Consider the following 15,100-nt stretch of genomic DNA (forward strand, 5'->3'; position numbering starts at 1 on the left):
GCAAAATAAATTACCAAAACCCGTAAAGTTGTGTCCCGCAGGGGCGCAACTTTACGGGTTTTGCTTTGTAATTAATTATGCCTAGCTACTTACTTAATCTCACTAGTTTCTCAAAATAAAAGGGGTGCAAAAGCACCCCTTTTATTTTAAATCTCTCGTCGCTTCGGCTTTTCAATATTGATCCGAGGACGCTCAACTTGGACTTGTTGTCGTTCTGGCTCAGAATGCTCTGCATTTCGAGATTGATAATCGTCAGAATTTGCGTTAGGGTTTGGGTCAAAGACTTCAAATCTAGCAGTATGACCAGCTTCTTCGGCTGCGGTCATAACCACTGTCCGAACCGCTTGGATTGTCCGTCCCCCTTTACCAAAAATTCGCCCCCGATCTTCTGGATCGAAAGCAACTCTGATCCAGACGCGATCGCTTTTGTTATTTGACTCAAAATCTACCCGAAGCGCCTCTGGATGAGCTAATAATGGCTTCAGCAAAAAACTAATTAAGGCGTTATAGTCTGGCACAAGTTTAGATCGGCACAAATTAGAAATTAATTCAGAGAATTAGGCAGTAACGAGATCAAATACCTTCGCTTTTTCGAGAATGCGACGTACTGTGTCAGTAGGTTGAGCGCCTTGCTTAATGCGAAGCACGATCGCTGGTACATCGAGTTGGGTTTCTTTGGTACGTGGGTTGTAGAAACCGAGTTCAGCAAGGGGACGACCATCGCGACGGCTAGTACTGTTTACGGCAACGATGCGATAGCTGGCTTCAAATTTTTTGCCAAATCGCTTTAATCTCAACTTCATCATGGGTTTATGGCTCTAGTTTCTGGGGGTGATCTAGTTCAATACTATTTGGATATTTTAGCAGGCTTATTAATATAGCATTATTTCAGGCTTTAAATAAGCGATGTACAACTATTTTTGAGATAATGACCTGTGGTTGTTTGAGCTATTTGAAATCCAATGTGCTTATTACCGACATTCATCACTTCTTAACATACTTGCAAGCTTCTTAAACATAGGCAAAATTCTTTTTACGAAAATCTGTCATTATAGGGCTCTAATCCAAAAAATATTTTCAATTGTTAAACTCTATTGGGAAATTTGAATACAATCCTTTACATAACTTAGTTTTCATGCATATTGCTATAACGCTTTTATAATCGCGTTTAAGATCTAATTTTATGACCGAGTTGATCAAGTGTCTCTAGAACAGACTGGAGCTGAGTTTGCCGCTGCTCGACTAAAAGATCTAAATTGTCAAACATGTACTTTACGTGTTTGTAAGCATTGTCTAGCAAGGCAAGTAGGAATTTACTGTCACCCGCAATCTCTTTGCAAGATGGGGATCTAGTCCGTTGCAATAATGAGTCTACAGAACTCGACTGAACAAGCAAAGGATCAGGTTGACGGGGGGGATTAGAAGGCGATCGCTCAGCCTCTAAATGTTGAATAGTTTGTTGTAAATTTTCAATCACTCCATACATTTCCATTGGGTCAAAAACCCGTAATAGACTTGTTTGTGTCACAATTCCTAACCCCTGCCCCCAGTTCCAAGACACCACTAATCGCCCCACGCGCCTTTTCTGCATTTGCTGATGAGCCATCCACAACGAATCCTCAGGACTGAGGAGAAATAGGGGCGTACTCATCACCGTTTGAGCCTGAGTTTTTTGCAGATCGATTTGAAGAGATTGAAACTGCACAATATCTCGCTCCGTCACAATACCAACGGGGCAGTCATTATCTTCAGTATTTTGTTGCACGATCACCACACAGCCCACGCAATGCTCGGTCATTAACTGCGCCAATTGCAAGACCGTGGCAGAGAGTGGGGCATGCACCACCTTATTGGTCATCACATCCGATACGCGACGAAACTGCAAGAGATTAGCTGGGCGCATAATTTTGCGAATACTTTCTTGGGAAATAACCCCGACCAAATGTCCTTGGTCATCCACAATCGGCAAATGACGAATCTTGTAGCGGCGAAATAAAAACAGTGGGGCAAAAATGTCTTGCATGGATTGCTGCGGCAACGTGATCATCGGATACACCATCACATCGGCGACGGTTATCTCAGTCAAGTTAAGCCCTTTTGCGGTGAGTCTAACCACATCGCGTTCTGTCAAAATCCCCAATAGTTCTTGCCCTTTCATTACCAACACACAGCTAGTATGAACCTCTTTGGCGGAAGGGGTTGACAACGCTTGGTCATCTGTCAGTACACAAATAATGTCATGCGTCTGACTGAGCAAAGCGATCGCCTCCACCAATGGAGTGTTTGGTGGCAGCGTCAACGGGTGTCGATCGATGACATCTTCTAGATTAGGAGCCCAACTCTGAAATGTATCGAGTGGCATCAGCACCTTCCTGTAAACCGAAAAGTCAAGATAGGAGATTGAGCCTCCCTACAGGAAATAACCCAGCCCTTCATAGCAGCTAAAACCGTCCCAAAAACTATCCCAGAATGTAGTGTCATCTGACCTCTTCAAGAGAAATGTAAAGTTTTATTGCTATTAGTTTCAAATCTATACCAGTTTTGCACAGACATAGGTGTATGATAGAGGGATGTTACAGACTAAGTGTTAGAGCCATTTACCTAGAAGTATTAGATTCTCTATATGGTTGTCAGTTTAGATATCATCAAGCGCTAGGGGGGATGCTTCAGGGTTTTGTTCATCCTGAGATGCTACTCCTGAGATTCTGGACAGCTTTCCGTAGAGTCGATCGAGCACTCGTTTTACGGAAATACGATGCCACAGTTGACCTCGTTTGGTGGTGTACCCATTTTCATTGAGCCAATCGGCGATCTTCTGTAACGATTTCCCAGATTTGTGATGACGGCGAATTAGTTCAATGACCTGAGACTCTTCTGGGTCATTCACTAATTCACCATCTACTGATCGTTGCCCAAACGCAGGCGATCCGTAGCCCGCATAACCACCGTTGCTTGCTTTTATTTGCCTGCCTTGCTCTAGGCGCTCCCAGGCAGATAAATTGTTTGAAGGAACTGCTGTCATGGTGGTGTCTATTTCAATGACTTGCAAGAACACTATATCCCAACTTAACGCCTTAAATTTGTTTTGATTAGGAGTACCGCATGGCAACTTACAAAGTAAAACTCGTGAATGACGAGGGATTAGATGTCACCATCGATGTCCCAGACGATCAAACCGTTTACGAAGCCGCAGTCGAAGCGGACATTGACTTACCAATTTCTTGTCGAGCCGGGTCTTGTTCTAGCTGTGCTGGCAAACTGATTTCTGGTGAAGTGGATCAGTCGGATCAATCATTTTTAGATGAAGACCAAGTGAATGATGGGTTTGTGCTGACCTGTGTTACTTATCCCCGCTCCAATTGCACGATTAAAACGCACCAAGAAGAAAATTTGTACTAAGTCACACAGTACTTAAGTCACACATCATCAATTTGGAGATATAAACATGGGTACGGCTAAATTTATTCAAGATGAAACTGAATTTGATTCCCTATTGAGCAATGAATCACTCATGGTTGTAGATTGCACCGCAACTTGGTGTGGTCCTTGCAAACTAGTTGCGCCGTTAATCGATCGACTGGCTGAGGACTATAGCGATCGCGCAAAAGTCCTCAAACTGGACGTGACCGATAACAAAGCCGTAGCCAAACGCTTTGGAATTAGAAGTATTCCAGCCGTCATGGTATTTAAACAGGGCGAATTGATGGAAACGTTAATTGGGGTTAAGCCCTATGAAGAATTTATGGCTGCGGTAGAACGACAGCGATAGTATTCCAATGTGTGTTCCCCCTTGTTTCTGAACATTTCCTTATCACGCGATCATTCAATTTTGAAATGCAACGATGAACAAAATTATGAAAATTCGATGTCCCAACTGCGGCAGCGAGGCTCAACGGCTCTTTAGCACTCGCTTAACCATTGGGTGCAAGTGCCCAAGACTACAAGTGACTCAGACCGAATGTCCAACCTGCGACTATTTCATGACGACATGTTCACAAAACGGTGCAGTACTTGAAGCCTATGCACCTGGCATTCAGGAGAAAGCTGCCTCCCGACCAGATTCAGCGATCGCCCTCTTACCTCTCTGCTATCTGTGATGAAATTAGCACCCAGCACATTACTTTCTGGGCAATACTAGCCAATTTTTAACATATTCCAGTTATCCCATTCAATAAAAATTTAAATTCCTATATTACTTTCTGGGCAATACTAGCCAATTTTTAACATATTCCAGTTATCCCATTCAATAAAAATTTAAATTCCTATGATGCAAGCTGAAGAAATCATGACCCCAAACGTTGTCACCATTCGTGGCTCGGCAACGGTTGCAGATGCTGTGAAGTTGATGAAAGACAAACACCTACGGGGACTGATAGTCGAACCACGCCATGAACAAGACCCCTATGGGATGGTGACCGAAACCGACATTATCTACAAAGTGGCAGCCTTTGGTCTCGATCCCAAGACAGTGCGGGTTTACGAAATTATGGTTAAGCCCTGTGTGGTCATCAATCCCGAACTGGGTGTGGAATATGTGGCTCGGTTATTTGCTCAAACCCACATTCGTCGAGCACCTGTGATTCAGGGCAAAACCTTGCTAGGTATTGTTTCCGTCAGTGACATTCTCTTTAAGAGTGACTTTGTAGAAAATCCGAAACGACTGTTTATTGAAGATGAAATCGAAATTGCCCGTGAAGACGCGCGAACTATTTGTATAGCAAGGGGGAGCACCTCTCCAGAGTGTGCTGCGGCTTGGGATGCGCTTGAGGAACTCCAGTCGGAATTCGCCCATCAACGGGTCAAAAAAAAGGAAGCGGAAGCCGCCCATCAACAGGTCGAAAAAAAGGAGCAGAATTCACTCCTGTCGTACTGCGAGGATAATCCCAATGCCTTGGAATGTCGAATTTATGACGATTAGATCCTTCTCTCCCAAAATTGTTTATGAATTTTTGTGATAAGTTGAGCAAGGCTATGACTCGCAATCAGAGTTTGCTCTCTGTTGAACTCGCTCCAAATCCTCAAATATGGCCTCAACACTTAGGTGGTTGGGAAGGAGCTCATGGTCATATTTGGGAATTACAGGAATGGTTGCAATGGTTGATTGTTGAAACGTCTGATTTAGTTTGCGCTTACACGCTAACTTTTGAGTTCTATCGCGCATTGGGGGCTTCGGGGCTAGGATTATTGCGGCAGATCCTGGCGACCATCCCACATCACATTCCAGTTATTCTAGATGCTCAGCATAGCGACAGTCATACCAGCAGAATTTTTGCCCAGATGATCTTTAAAGTCTGGCAGGTAGATGCAGTTACCCTCAATCCATACATTGGGCAAGATGGCGTGACTCCCTTTCTCATCTATCCTGATAAAGCTGTATTTATCTTGTGTGCTACGGACAATTCTTCAACAGCAATGTTGCAAGAATATCCGACCCGTCAATCGCCATTCTATCTGAATTTAGTAGAGCAAGCTAAAACTTGGGGGATTGCAGAGCAGTTGGGGTTAGAAGTGGCTGGCAGTGCTGATGTCTTTGCCCGCATCCGTGCGATTTCGCCTGAGCGGTTGATCTTAGCGGATGACATTTCGCTAGAGCCAACAGAATTAAAAGTATTTCTGAAAGCAGGACTGACCTCTAATGCTGATGGGCTTATTATTTCTACTCCCGATGATCTGTTAAGCCTTGAATCTCCCAGAAATGCCATCAAATCGCTACGGAATGACATCAACCAGATGAGAGCAGACATGAATCAGGGAAATCCAACCTGTTCGGTTTGGTTTTCAAATGTGTGCATTCTGCAAGAACATCTCCATAAGGATTTGATTTTGCAGCTTTATGACATTGGCTGCATCCAGTTTGGGAAATTTGTCCAAGCATCTGGTGCGACGTTTCCCTATTATATTGACCTACGCACCATAATTTCACATCCTCAAGTATTTGAGCAAGTCCTCAAAGCCTATGCCAATATTCTTCAAACTTTGACGTTCGATCGCATTGCAGGCATTCCCTACGGCTCATTGCCCACGGCAACGGGTTTGGGGTTGCGCCTCAACTACCCCATGATTTTTCCTCGCAAAGAGGTCAAAGCCCACGGAACTCGTCGTTTAATTGAAGGGCAATTTCAGGAAGGTGAAACGGTTGTGTTGATTGATGACGTTCTGATCACAGGTAAGAGTGTGCTAGAAGGCATCGAACAACTGCAATCTGTGGGTTTAGTGGTGAAGGATGTGGTTGTATTGATCGATCACGAAGGGGATGTGACCCATAAACTAGCGCGTCAGGGTTATCAAGCCCATACGGTGTTGAAATTTTCTGAAATTGCCAAAACGTTATACGAAGCTGGTCGTTTAGAATCAGCGCAACTCGATATTTTATTGACGACTTGCGCTTGATTTTAAAGGTTTATTCGGCAGACTGTCTTACTTTTCCTTTAAGTAAGCCCTTTAAGCAAGCGATGTGCAACTATTTTTGAGCTACCAACTTGTGGTTGTTTGAGCTCCCGAAAATTCAAATTTATCATAAGTACAATACGAGGAACCAATGCTTTCAGACTTTTAGTTGCGCATCGCGTTTTAAATCGTAGATAATATGATTGTTATCTATGATTTAAACCTGTGCCATTTTTTCGTCAATACATTGCACCATTCATCATTTTTGCCATCTTTTTATTTACGTTAGTACTAGTTAGCTCTCGCGCTTTCTTGCCAGACGACATGGTTGCCCCTGCCCCCATCGGCATGATTTCGGGCATCTCTCTTATCTCTTAGCTTTAAAGCACCATGACTGAACTTACTTGGCAGCGAAGACATGTAATCTCGCTGGCTGATTTTACGCCGAATGATTATGAAACGGTTTTGCAGACAGCCGTTAGCTTTTTAGAAGTGCTGTCGCGTCGCAATAAAAAAGTACCAACTTTGCAGAGCAAGGTTGTCGCTAATTTGTTTTTTGAATCTTCGACCCGTACCCGTAATAGTTTTGAGCTTGCCGCCAAGCGACTTTCGGCGGACACCTTAAATTTTACCCCTGGCACATCTGCACTTACTAAGGGCGAAACGATTCTTGATACAGCAAGAACTTTTCTGGCGATGGGTACAGATATTATGGTGATTCGCCATCAGTCGGCAGGTGTGCCTTTGGCGATCGCCCGTGATATGGATGCTCTCAGTGGCAAAGTGGCGATCCTCAATGCTGGTGATGGCAAGCACGAACACCCCTCCCAAGCTTTATTGGATTTATTGACCCTTTGCATGTATCTCAATCCCAAAGTGCCAACAGCTAAGGATCTAAAGGGCAAAAAAATAGCGATTGTCGGTGATATTTTGCATTCACGAGTAGCGCGATCTAATCTTTGGAGTTTGCTGACTAATGGTGCAGATGTACATCTAGCCGCACCGCCAACATTATTACCGCCAGAATTTGCCGAATATGGCGCAAAAATTCATTACACCCTTGAGCCAGCCCTTGAGGATGCGGATTTTGTGATGACTTTGCGTTTGCAAATGGAGCGCATGGGGCAATTTCTAATTCCGAGTTTGCGGGAATATCATGCAAGGTATGGAATTACACGTGATCGCCTTGCCAAATGTGCGCCGAATGTCCAAGTTCTGCACCCCGGCCCCGTTAATCGTGGTGTGGAGATTAGCTCTGATCTAATGGATGATCCCCGCCTGAGCCTGATCGATAAACAGGTGACTAACGGCGTAGCGATCAGGATGAGCTTGTTATATTTACTCGGCACAGCAATTTAAAGTCTTGCGAGTTCTTGCTAATAGGATTGCTATAGACTAGTCAGATTTAGAAGCAGGAGAGATAGAATAGAACTTATGTTTACCATGTCTTAACCTGATGTCAGACACACTTACGTTGGCAGCATTACCGATTTTGGCGATCGCACCATCTCAACTTTTAAGGGGAAACGGGATTTTAGCGCAACTCCCAAAATATTTATCGCGTTATGGAAATAAGGTGTTAGTCATTGCTGGGAAAAATGCGAAGCAAGTCACTATCAGCTATCTCCAAAATTCCGATCTGGAAATTGTCTTTGCTGAGGCAATCTCTGATTGCAACGATACAAATCTGGCTTTGTTGAGTCAAAAGGTTCTACAAGAAAACCCTCACGTAATTGTTGGTATTGGCGGCGGAAAAGTTTTAGATACAGCAAAACTGATCGCGTATCAGAACAAATTACCAATCGCGACTGTTCCTACAACTGGTGCAACCTGTGCGGCTTGGACAGCCCTAAGTAATGTCTATGAAGCCCATGGAGCCTTTGCCTATGACGTGACCCTTGATCGCTGTCCAGACTTGATGATTGTTGATTATGATGTAATTGCGACTGCGCCCAAGCGAACCCTCGTTTCAGGTATTGGAGACGCGATCGCCAAGTGGTATGAGTCATCGGTCAGTAGTGGCAGTAGTGACAAAACGATGGTGATTGCCGCAGTTCAAGAAGCCAGAATTCTGCGTGATATTTTGTTCCAAAAATCAGCCGAGGCGATCTCTAATCCTAATAGTCAAGTATGGCGCGAAGTAGTTGATGCCACGGTCTGTCTTGCAGGCGCGATTGGTGGTATCGGTGGTGCAAATTGTCGCACTGTTGCGGCTCATGCGATTCATAATGCGCTAACTCACCTACATCAAACTCACGGTACACTTCACGGCGAAAAAGTTGCCTATGGCATTTTGGTACAGCTTCGGCTAGAAGAATTTCAAGGCAATCAATTAGCAGCCTCGTCGCGCCATCAATTGTTAAAGTTTTATCAAGAGATTGGCTTACCGATAAATCTTGTGGATTTGGGCTTAGGTCAAGTTACCCTCGCTGAGTTAGAACAGATTGCTGAAATAGCCTGTCAACCTAATTCGGATATTCACCGCTTACCCTTTACCGTTTGTCCTAGCCAAGTTTTAGCGGCGATGGTTTCCACAACAAGTCCAATTGCAGCCACCGTTTAAATAAAAAGCCTCGCTTCGCGAGGCTTTTTATTTGCTTAGCGAACGCTAGGCAATTCAATCTCGATCGCCTGTTGCTGCATTTTCTTGAATACGTTATAAAAACCATTGGCTCTTGAAGGCGTAAGACTTGCCACTAAACCTGTGTCTTTAATAAAATCAGGAGTAAGTATCTCAATCTCTTTTTGAGTCAAACCACCCATACAGACTGCTAATAAACCAACAAACCCCTTGCTAATCAAAGCATCAGAGTCGCCAGCAAACACAACATGCTCATTCTCATCTAACTCGGCAACAACAAACACCTGTGAAACACATCCCTGCACTTTGTTTTCAGGTATTTTGAGTGATTCTGGGAGTTCGGCTAATTTCTTTCCGTACAAAATCAATTGTTCGTAGCGTTGTTTTGGATCGGTGAGCCTTTGAAATCGCTGGACGATGCGGTCAATGGCTTCGGGTAAATGGGTCGGACTTGGCATTAGCTTTGAAAATACTTGAGAAAAAGATAAAAGATCTTGGAACTATTCCAGTTTAAAGGATCTGATCGCATCTTGTAGGGCGATCGCTAGCTAATACTAATACCACCTCAGTTTGGATTAATTTCAAACCAGCTTCTATAGCAATGTAAGTTTAGCTTAGGACATAAAACCAAAAAGATGAGTGGCGGCGCGAAGCGCCGCCACTCATCTTTTTGGTTTTGATTTGTCCTATATATATCTCTTGCGTTGCTATAGATAGGGTTCTAGGAGCTAAAACAGTAAAAGCCTCGCGAAGCGAGGCTTTTACTGTTTTGGCTTTTAAACTTTTGTAGCTTTTGTCGAACTGGCGTTAATTAGCGTCAGTTCGACAAAAGCGAAAAATGGTAAGAATCGTTTAGCGATTCTTACCATTTTTCGCCATTTGCGTCTTGCTTCGCAAGACGCAAATGGCTATATCGAACTCACGTTTAATTAAAAGCTAAACCCAGTAAGGATTTTAAAAACACAAAATGGCTACGCCATTTTGTGTTTTGGTATTACTTGTCAGTGGTTACATCGAGGATTAACTGTATGTGCGCGGTGTGTATACTCTGATGCGATCGCCTATTTCTACAGTCTTAGTCTTACTAGATCCAACAATGATCACCGTTTGCATATCAGCAAGTTCAGGAACTAATTCTGCAAGAGTAATTACCCGCACATTTTCGCCTTTGCGCCCCATCTTGTGACCTAAAATGACAGGTGTATTAGGCGATCTCCATTTTAATAATGTCTCTTTGGCAGCAGGAAGTTGCCATTTACGCTTCGTAGAAATGGGATTGTAAATTGCGATTACAAAATCAGCTTGGGCTGCGGCTGCTAATCTCTGTTCAATAATTTCCCAAGGCTTGAGAATATCTGAAAGAGATATCGTACAAAAATCATGCCCAATCGGTGCACCGATCGCTGCCGATGCTGCTTGCATTGCAGATATACCAGGGGCAACATGAATATCGATCTGACTCCATTTGGGATCAGGATTATCATCTAGAACTTCAAAAACTGCGGAAGCCATGCCATAGATTCCCGCATCACCCGATGAAATGATTACTACAGATTTGCCCTCAGTGGCAAGATCGAGTGCGTGACGGGCGCGTTCTAATTCCACCCGATTATCGGAAGCATGGACAGTCTTTCCCTCCGTGAATTCTTTAACTAGATTCACATAGGTTTTATATCCCACAAAATCTGTTGCTGATTCGAGAATTGTTTTGACTTCGGGAGACATCCATTTAGCAGCCCCAGGTCCTATGCCAACGACTGAGACTTTGCCCATAGGCTTTAGATTTAAAGTAGATTCTATTTGATATATCAGATATTTGGAATTAAGATTAGAAGCGATCGCTTCTAATCTTAATTCACTAGAAATCACTTCTATCGTATGAATAGCATCATCTGCAAAGGGAAGATTACTCTCACTTAACCAAGGTGCATCACCTAAGAGTTTAACATTTGCTCCTGCTAATAAATCTGCTAAGAAAGTCTTGGCTTGTTCATCGGAATTTAGCAACCGATAGTTAGAGGGTGGAGATAAAAGAGAAGTTTGAAAGCGAATATCACCTGTAGTCGTAATAGCAGGTTGGACTTTGAGTACCTCAGCGATAGCTCTTGCTATTTCATTTGTACCATTGAGTCCACCTAATAAAGGTACAACTGCGCTACCGTCTTCAGCGATCGCAATTACGGGAGGTTCAGCACGTTTATCTGAAAGCAATGGTGCGAGGGATCGAATCAAAATTCCTGCTGCACAAATACCAATAATCGGATGTCCTTGACTAAATAATTCGCCAACGGTTTTACTGAACTTTTCATATTGGCAATCAGCAGTTTGGGTGCGCGAAGCAAGTCCATAAATTATGGCATTAGGAATTACGAGTTGGATTTGCCTAGCGATCGCAATACTTTTCTCTCCTAAGATGATGATGGCAGAAGGTTTCATGGTTGGTAACGGACATAGTGGAAACCAATTATAAAAGCAAAGCGCTCGCTACGTGGGCGTTTTGCTTTTTGAGGTTTTAGTCGCCATCATTCATAAGCAGACGCATTGCCATCATTGCAAATAACAATGCGGCGATCGCTTTGAGTATTTTTGTTGGTAAAAATACTGAGATACTGTCACCAAGAAATACACCTACCCCGCTTGCTAGTAACAATGCAGCCGCAGAACCAATAAAAACGTATCTAGGTGCTACTGAACTACCACTTAAGCTCATGGTTGCTAATTGGCTTTTGTCACCTAATTCTGACAAGAAAATTGTACCGAAGCTTAGAAATAATAATTGCCAGTCCATATTTTTTAAGCGATCGCTTCCCACAATAAACTAAGTGACAAAATCAGAAAACTCAAGCCAGCGAGGGTATTTAGCAAACTTGGTGAGAAAGTTTTAGCTAGCCATTTACCTGCGATTACGCCTAATAGGCTAGTGGAGACTAAGGCGATCGCTGCTCCAGCAAATACAACCCAAGGCTGATGTGATTGCGCTGAAATCACTAAAACACTCAGTTGAGTTTTATCTCCAATTTCAGCAAGAAATACGGTAATAAAAGTTGTGGCAATAATTTGCCAATGCTCAGACTTTTTCTGATCTTTTACTGGTGATGTCATTATTACATTAGCTTGCTCAAGATCTTGATTGTTCAATTTAGGCTTTGCAGACATCATTTACAAGCGTTATTCAAACTTTTCATAATCATTTCATGGTTTATGCAATAAAACAAGAAACGTAGAGACAATTTATAAAGTAGAGAGGTAGAGAAGAACCCATTTAAGAATTACTTTCTGCGGTTAAAAGCTCTAAAAGATCCCCCTCAATCCCCCTTAAAAAGGGGGAAGAATTTAATTCTCCCCCCTTTTTAAGGGGGGCTGGGGGGGATCTAGACAATTCTTAAATGATTTCTAAAGTAGAGAGGCAGAATCGTCATAGAGAGGCTGCTGTGCTGATAGCTGTCGTCAGATTTGTTAGCACTTTAAATCCAAAGTACAAAATATCTACTCTATTTTGCTGCAATTCTCATTATAACAATCGTTTTTTTGAAAACCTGCCGTTGGCAGGCTTTCAAAAAAAACGATGTTGGTATTTCCAGCGCCTTCGGCGCTGGAAATACCAACATCGTTTTCATAATGAGAATTGCTAGCTATTTTCTGCTTGTACAACAAATGCGACTTGTTTGCGAGGTAACACCAAATCATAAATACTTAAATTTAAAATCACTATAATTATTGCAGATCTTAAATGGATTGGTTTCCCCATACGTTTTGACATCACATAGATAAGAGTGATTTTGACAAACATAGTTTAGGTCTTGTTAAACAAAAAATAATACTTGCAATTTTGGTAAAATCTACTATAATAAAAACACACCAGATTCTATCCCCACCAAAATCATGAGCGCGATAACTGTCAATCCTGCTGTGAGCCTGAAATCTGACACTCTGAATATTGCCACGGACGAATATGGACTGCTGACTGACCTATATCAACTGACAATGGGCGCTTGCTATGTGCGTGAAGGTTGCGATCGCAAGCGTGCTAGTTTCGAGTTGTTTGTGCGTCGTCTTCCTGAAGGCTTTGGCTATCTGATTGCGATGGGTATTGCCCAAGCCGTGGAATATTTGCAAAATCTCCATTTCACCTATGAGCAAATCGCGGCTCTACAAGCAACGGGAATCTTCTCCAAAGCTGATCGCCGTTTTTGGGAACTATTACAAAACTTCCGCTTTGAGGGAGATCTGTGGGCGGTAACCGAGGGAACAGCGATGTTTGCGAATGAACCCTTCTTAAGAATCGAAGCACCACTTTGGCAAGCGCAATTAGTGGAAACCTATTTGCTGAATACAATCAACTATCAAACTCTGATTGCTACTAGAGCCGCCAGAATGCGTGATGTAGCAGGTGATCGCCTTACCCTTTTAGAATTTGGCACAAGACGCGCCTTTAGTCCCCAAGCGTCACTGTGGGCTGCAAGAGCCGCCCTCGCCGCAGGAATGGATGCGACTTCTAATGTACTAGCAGCGCTGAAACTTGGTAGACAACCAAGCGGTACAATGGCTCATGCATTGGTTATGGCGTTGAGTGCTACGGAAGGTAGTGAAGCACAAGCATTTAGTGCCTTCCATCAGGTTTTTCCAAATAGCCCTCTCTTGATCGATACCTTCGATACACTCGCCGCTGCTCGAAATCTCGCTGAAAAAGTCAACTCTGGGAAGATGCAAGTCAAAGGTATTCGTATTGATTCAGGCGATATTGCCGCAGTTTCTAAGGAAGTGAAAGCTCTTCTGCCTGACGCTGCAATTTTTGCTAGTGGTGATATTGACGAAGCCGAGATTCTGCGTTTAAGAGGATTAGGAGCGCCCATTGATGGCTACGGCATCGGCACAAAATTAGTCACAGGTGTTCCTGTAAATGGAGTTTATAAATTAGTAGAAATTGATAATATTCCTGTTTCCAAAAAGTCAAACGGGAAGCAGTCGATCGCAGGTCGCAAACAAATCTGGCGCAGTTTTGAGAATGGTATAGTAAAAGGCGATCGCCTCACTCATATCGCTGAACTTCCCCAACCCAACGAGCAGCCACTCCTAGAATGCATCATGCACAATGGCGAGATGTTGAAGTCTTTGGATGATTTGGATGCGATCGCGCAACGCACTTGTAATTCTGTGAAGTCCTTGCCCCAAGAAGTTCGCTATATTGCTAATCCAGCGACAGTGCCTGTAACAGTTGAGATGTAATACTAAATCACAAAATGGCTACGCCATTTTGTGATTTTAACGTGAGTTCGATATAGCCATTTGCGTCGTGCTTCGCACGCCGTAAATGGCGAAAAATGGTAAGAATCGCTCAGCGATTCTTACCATTTTTCGCTTTCGTCGAACTGACGTGATTTTAAAACCCTTGCTGGGTTTGGCTTTTAAGTAGCTAGGCATAAATAAACTAAAAACCTAGAAAGCAGTCGCTTTACAAAATTCTAAACTCGATGAAGCATGGCGCGATCGCCTCAATCGAGGTTTAGCAAATTTGCAAGCAGTTGCCGATTCCTTAGAATCACAAAGTTAACAGTTTCGAGATTTTCTGTTGTATCTGAACTCATGTAGGATTGCTGTAGCCCTAAATATAGTTAACGAGCGTGCAATCTTCTCATCCTATTTCGACTGAATCAGAGCATTTATCTGTAGCCGATCGCATTGAATCTTTTAAAGCAGGGTTTCTTGGCGCGATCGCTAGTGTATTCGCATTTTTTGCGATCGCCCTATTACATCACTTTTTACAGAATTTTCTGTCTGTACAACTAATCAGCAGCTTTGAGCTTAGCAATCCCTTCATTTTGCTAATTAAGCTAGGCATAATTGGCTTTTCAGGTTTTTTATTTGCGGTTACCTATCGCTATATCGTGCGGCGCGATCGCAACTCCCATCTCAAATCAGGCGCAATTCTAGCTTTTGCCTGTATCCGTAGTTTTGGAGCAATTGATCATGACTTGCCTACACTAACGCTCTTGCCTTTAGTCCAACTAGCTTTAGTAAGCGCCATCCTGCTACTTGAAAATGTTGCATGGTTAGCGATCGTCCAAAGTCTCCTCGAAACCGCAATTCAGTACAAATGGATCGCTGCTTTTGGCTCAGCAAAGGATTGATAAA

At 43.2% G+C, this 15,100-nt stretch carries 17 protein-coding genes; 8 read left to right on the forward strand and 9 right to left on the reverse strand.

Translation table 11 applies throughout. The features are described from left to right. Positions 1-146: 146 nt before the first annotated feature. From VB775_RS05305 to VB775_RS05320, 4 genes are all read right to left on the reverse strand, one after another. Positions 147-518 carry a KH domain-containing protein gene (locus VB775_RS05305; protein ID WP_281005617.1) on the reverse strand — a complete coding sequence of 124 codons (372 nt, stop codon included), beginning with the start codon at positions 516-518 and terminating at the stop codon, positions 147-149. A gap of 39 nt (positions 519-557) precedes the next feature. Beyond that, entirely contained in the window at positions 558-806 is a 249-nt protein-coding gene (rpsP, locus tag VB775_RS05310) for a 30S ribosomal protein S16 (protein WP_094532087.1), read from the reverse strand. A 362-nt stretch (positions 807-1,168) separates the two neighbouring features. Further along, positions 1,169-2,362 (reverse strand): CBS domain-containing protein, encoded by a 1,194-nt coding sequence (locus VB775_RS05315; RefSeq protein ID WP_281005618.1) that lies wholly within the window; start codon positions 2,360-2,362, stop codon positions 1,169-1,171. A gap of 273 nt (positions 2,363-2,635) precedes the next feature. Then, positions 2,636-3,022 carry a recombinase family protein gene (locus VB775_RS05320; RefSeq protein WP_407072933.1) on the reverse strand — a complete coding sequence of 129 codons (387 nt, stop codon included), beginning with the start codon at positions 3,020-3,022 and terminating at the stop codon, positions 2,636-2,638. Between the two features lie 80 nt (positions 3,023-3,102). Here VB775_RS05320 and VB775_RS05325 point away from each other — a divergent pair, with 80 nt between their 5' ends. From VB775_RS05325 to VB775_RS05340, 4 genes are all read left to right on the forward strand, one after another. Beyond that, positions 3,103-3,399, forward strand: coding sequence for a 2Fe-2S iron-sulfur cluster-binding protein (locus VB775_RS05325; protein WP_281005620.1), 297 nt, complete (start codon positions 3,103-3,105; stop codon positions 3,397-3,399). Positions 3,400-3,445: 46 nt separating this feature from the next. Continuing rightward, the gene (gene trxA, locus VB775_RS05330) at positions 3,446-3,769 is read left to right on the forward strand and encodes a thioredoxin (protein WP_281005621.1); all 324 of its coding nucleotides are present in this window, start codon (positions 3,446-3,448) and stop codon (positions 3,767-3,769) included. A 495-nt stretch (positions 3,770-4,264) separates the two neighbouring features. Then, positions 4,265-4,918 (forward strand): CBS domain-containing protein, encoded by a 654-nt coding sequence (locus tag VB775_RS05335; RefSeq protein ID WP_323216654.1) that lies wholly within the window; start codon positions 4,265-4,267, stop codon positions 4,916-4,918. A 23-nt stretch (positions 4,919-4,941) separates the two neighbouring features. Then, the gene (locus VB775_RS05340; protein WP_281005623.1) at positions 4,942-6,390 is read left to right on the forward strand and encodes a bifunctional orotidine-5'-phosphate decarboxylase/orotate phosphoribosyltransferase; all 1,449 of its coding nucleotides are present in this window, start codon (positions 4,942-4,944) and stop codon (positions 6,388-6,390) included. Positions 6,391-6,626: 236 nt separating this feature from the next. Here VB775_RS05340 and VB775_RS05345 read toward each other — a convergent pair whose 3' ends face one another. Next, positions 6,627-6,749 (reverse strand): hypothetical protein, encoded by a 123-nt coding sequence (locus VB775_RS05345; protein WP_254923627.1) that lies wholly within the window; start codon positions 6,747-6,749, stop codon positions 6,627-6,629. Between the two features lie 28 nt (positions 6,750-6,777). Here VB775_RS05345 and VB775_RS05350 point away from each other — a divergent pair, with 28 nt between their 5' ends. Together VB775_RS05350 and VB775_RS05355 are read left to right on the forward strand one after the other, a co-directional pair. Continuing rightward, positions 6,778-7,746 carry an aspartate carbamoyltransferase catalytic subunit gene (locus VB775_RS05350; protein ID WP_281005624.1) on the forward strand — a complete coding sequence of 323 codons (969 nt, stop codon included), beginning with the start codon at positions 6,778-6,780 and terminating at the stop codon, positions 7,744-7,746. 97 nt (positions 7,747-7,843) lie between these two features. Next, a complete protein-coding gene (locus VB775_RS05355; RefSeq protein WP_281005625.1) occupies positions 7,844-8,950 on the forward strand; it encodes an iron-containing alcohol dehydrogenase family protein in 1,107 nt (368 codons plus the stop codon). A gap of 35 nt (positions 8,951-8,985) precedes the next feature. On the opposite strand, the gene VB775_RS05360 is transcribed toward VB775_RS05355, so the two are convergent. The 4 genes from VB775_RS05360 to VB775_RS05375 form a co-directional block, all read right to left on the reverse strand. After that, positions 8,986-9,426: a SufE family protein gene (locus tag VB775_RS05360; RefSeq protein ID WP_281005626.1), complete on the reverse strand. Its 441-nt coding sequence runs from the start codon at positions 9,424-9,426 to the stop codon at positions 8,986-8,988. A 562-nt stretch (positions 9,427-9,988) separates the two neighbouring features. Beyond that, positions 9,989-11,404: a precorrin-3B C(17)-methyltransferase gene (gene cobJ, locus VB775_RS05365; RefSeq protein WP_281005627.1), complete on the reverse strand. Its 1,416-nt coding sequence runs from the start codon at positions 11,402-11,404 to the stop codon at positions 9,989-9,991. 76 nt (positions 11,405-11,480) lie between these two features. Further along, positions 11,481-11,756, reverse strand: coding sequence for a TMEM165/GDT1 family protein (locus tag VB775_RS05370; RefSeq protein WP_281005628.1), 276 nt, complete (start codon positions 11,754-11,756; stop codon positions 11,481-11,483). Between the two features lie 5 nt (positions 11,757-11,761). Next, on the reverse strand, positions 11,762-12,070 hold the full coding sequence (locus VB775_RS05375; protein WP_281005629.1) for a TMEM165/GDT1 family protein: 309 nt from the start codon (positions 12,068-12,070) through the stop codon (positions 11,762-11,764). 780 nt (positions 12,071-12,850) lie between these two features. Here VB775_RS05375 and VB775_RS05380 point away from each other — a divergent pair. Both VB775_RS05380 and VB775_RS05385 read left to right on the forward strand, forming a co-directional pair. Then, complete coding sequence (locus VB775_RS05380) at positions 12,851-14,194, forward strand: nicotinate phosphoribosyltransferase (RefSeq protein ID WP_281005630.1); 1,344 nt, start codon at positions 12,851-12,853, stop codon at positions 14,192-14,194. A gap of 395 nt (positions 14,195-14,589) precedes the next feature. Then, positions 14,590-15,096 (forward strand): hypothetical protein, encoded by a 507-nt coding sequence (locus VB775_RS05385; protein ID WP_281005631.1) that lies wholly within the window; start codon positions 14,590-14,592, stop codon positions 15,094-15,096. Positions 15,097-15,100: the final 4 nt, after the last annotated feature.

The sequence above is a fragment of the Pseudanabaena sp. CCNP1317 genome (genome assembly GCF_034931345.1).
GTDB classification, from domain to species: domain Bacteria; phylum Cyanobacteriota; class Cyanobacteriia; order Pseudanabaenales; family Pseudanabaenaceae; genus Pseudanabaena; species Pseudanabaena galeata.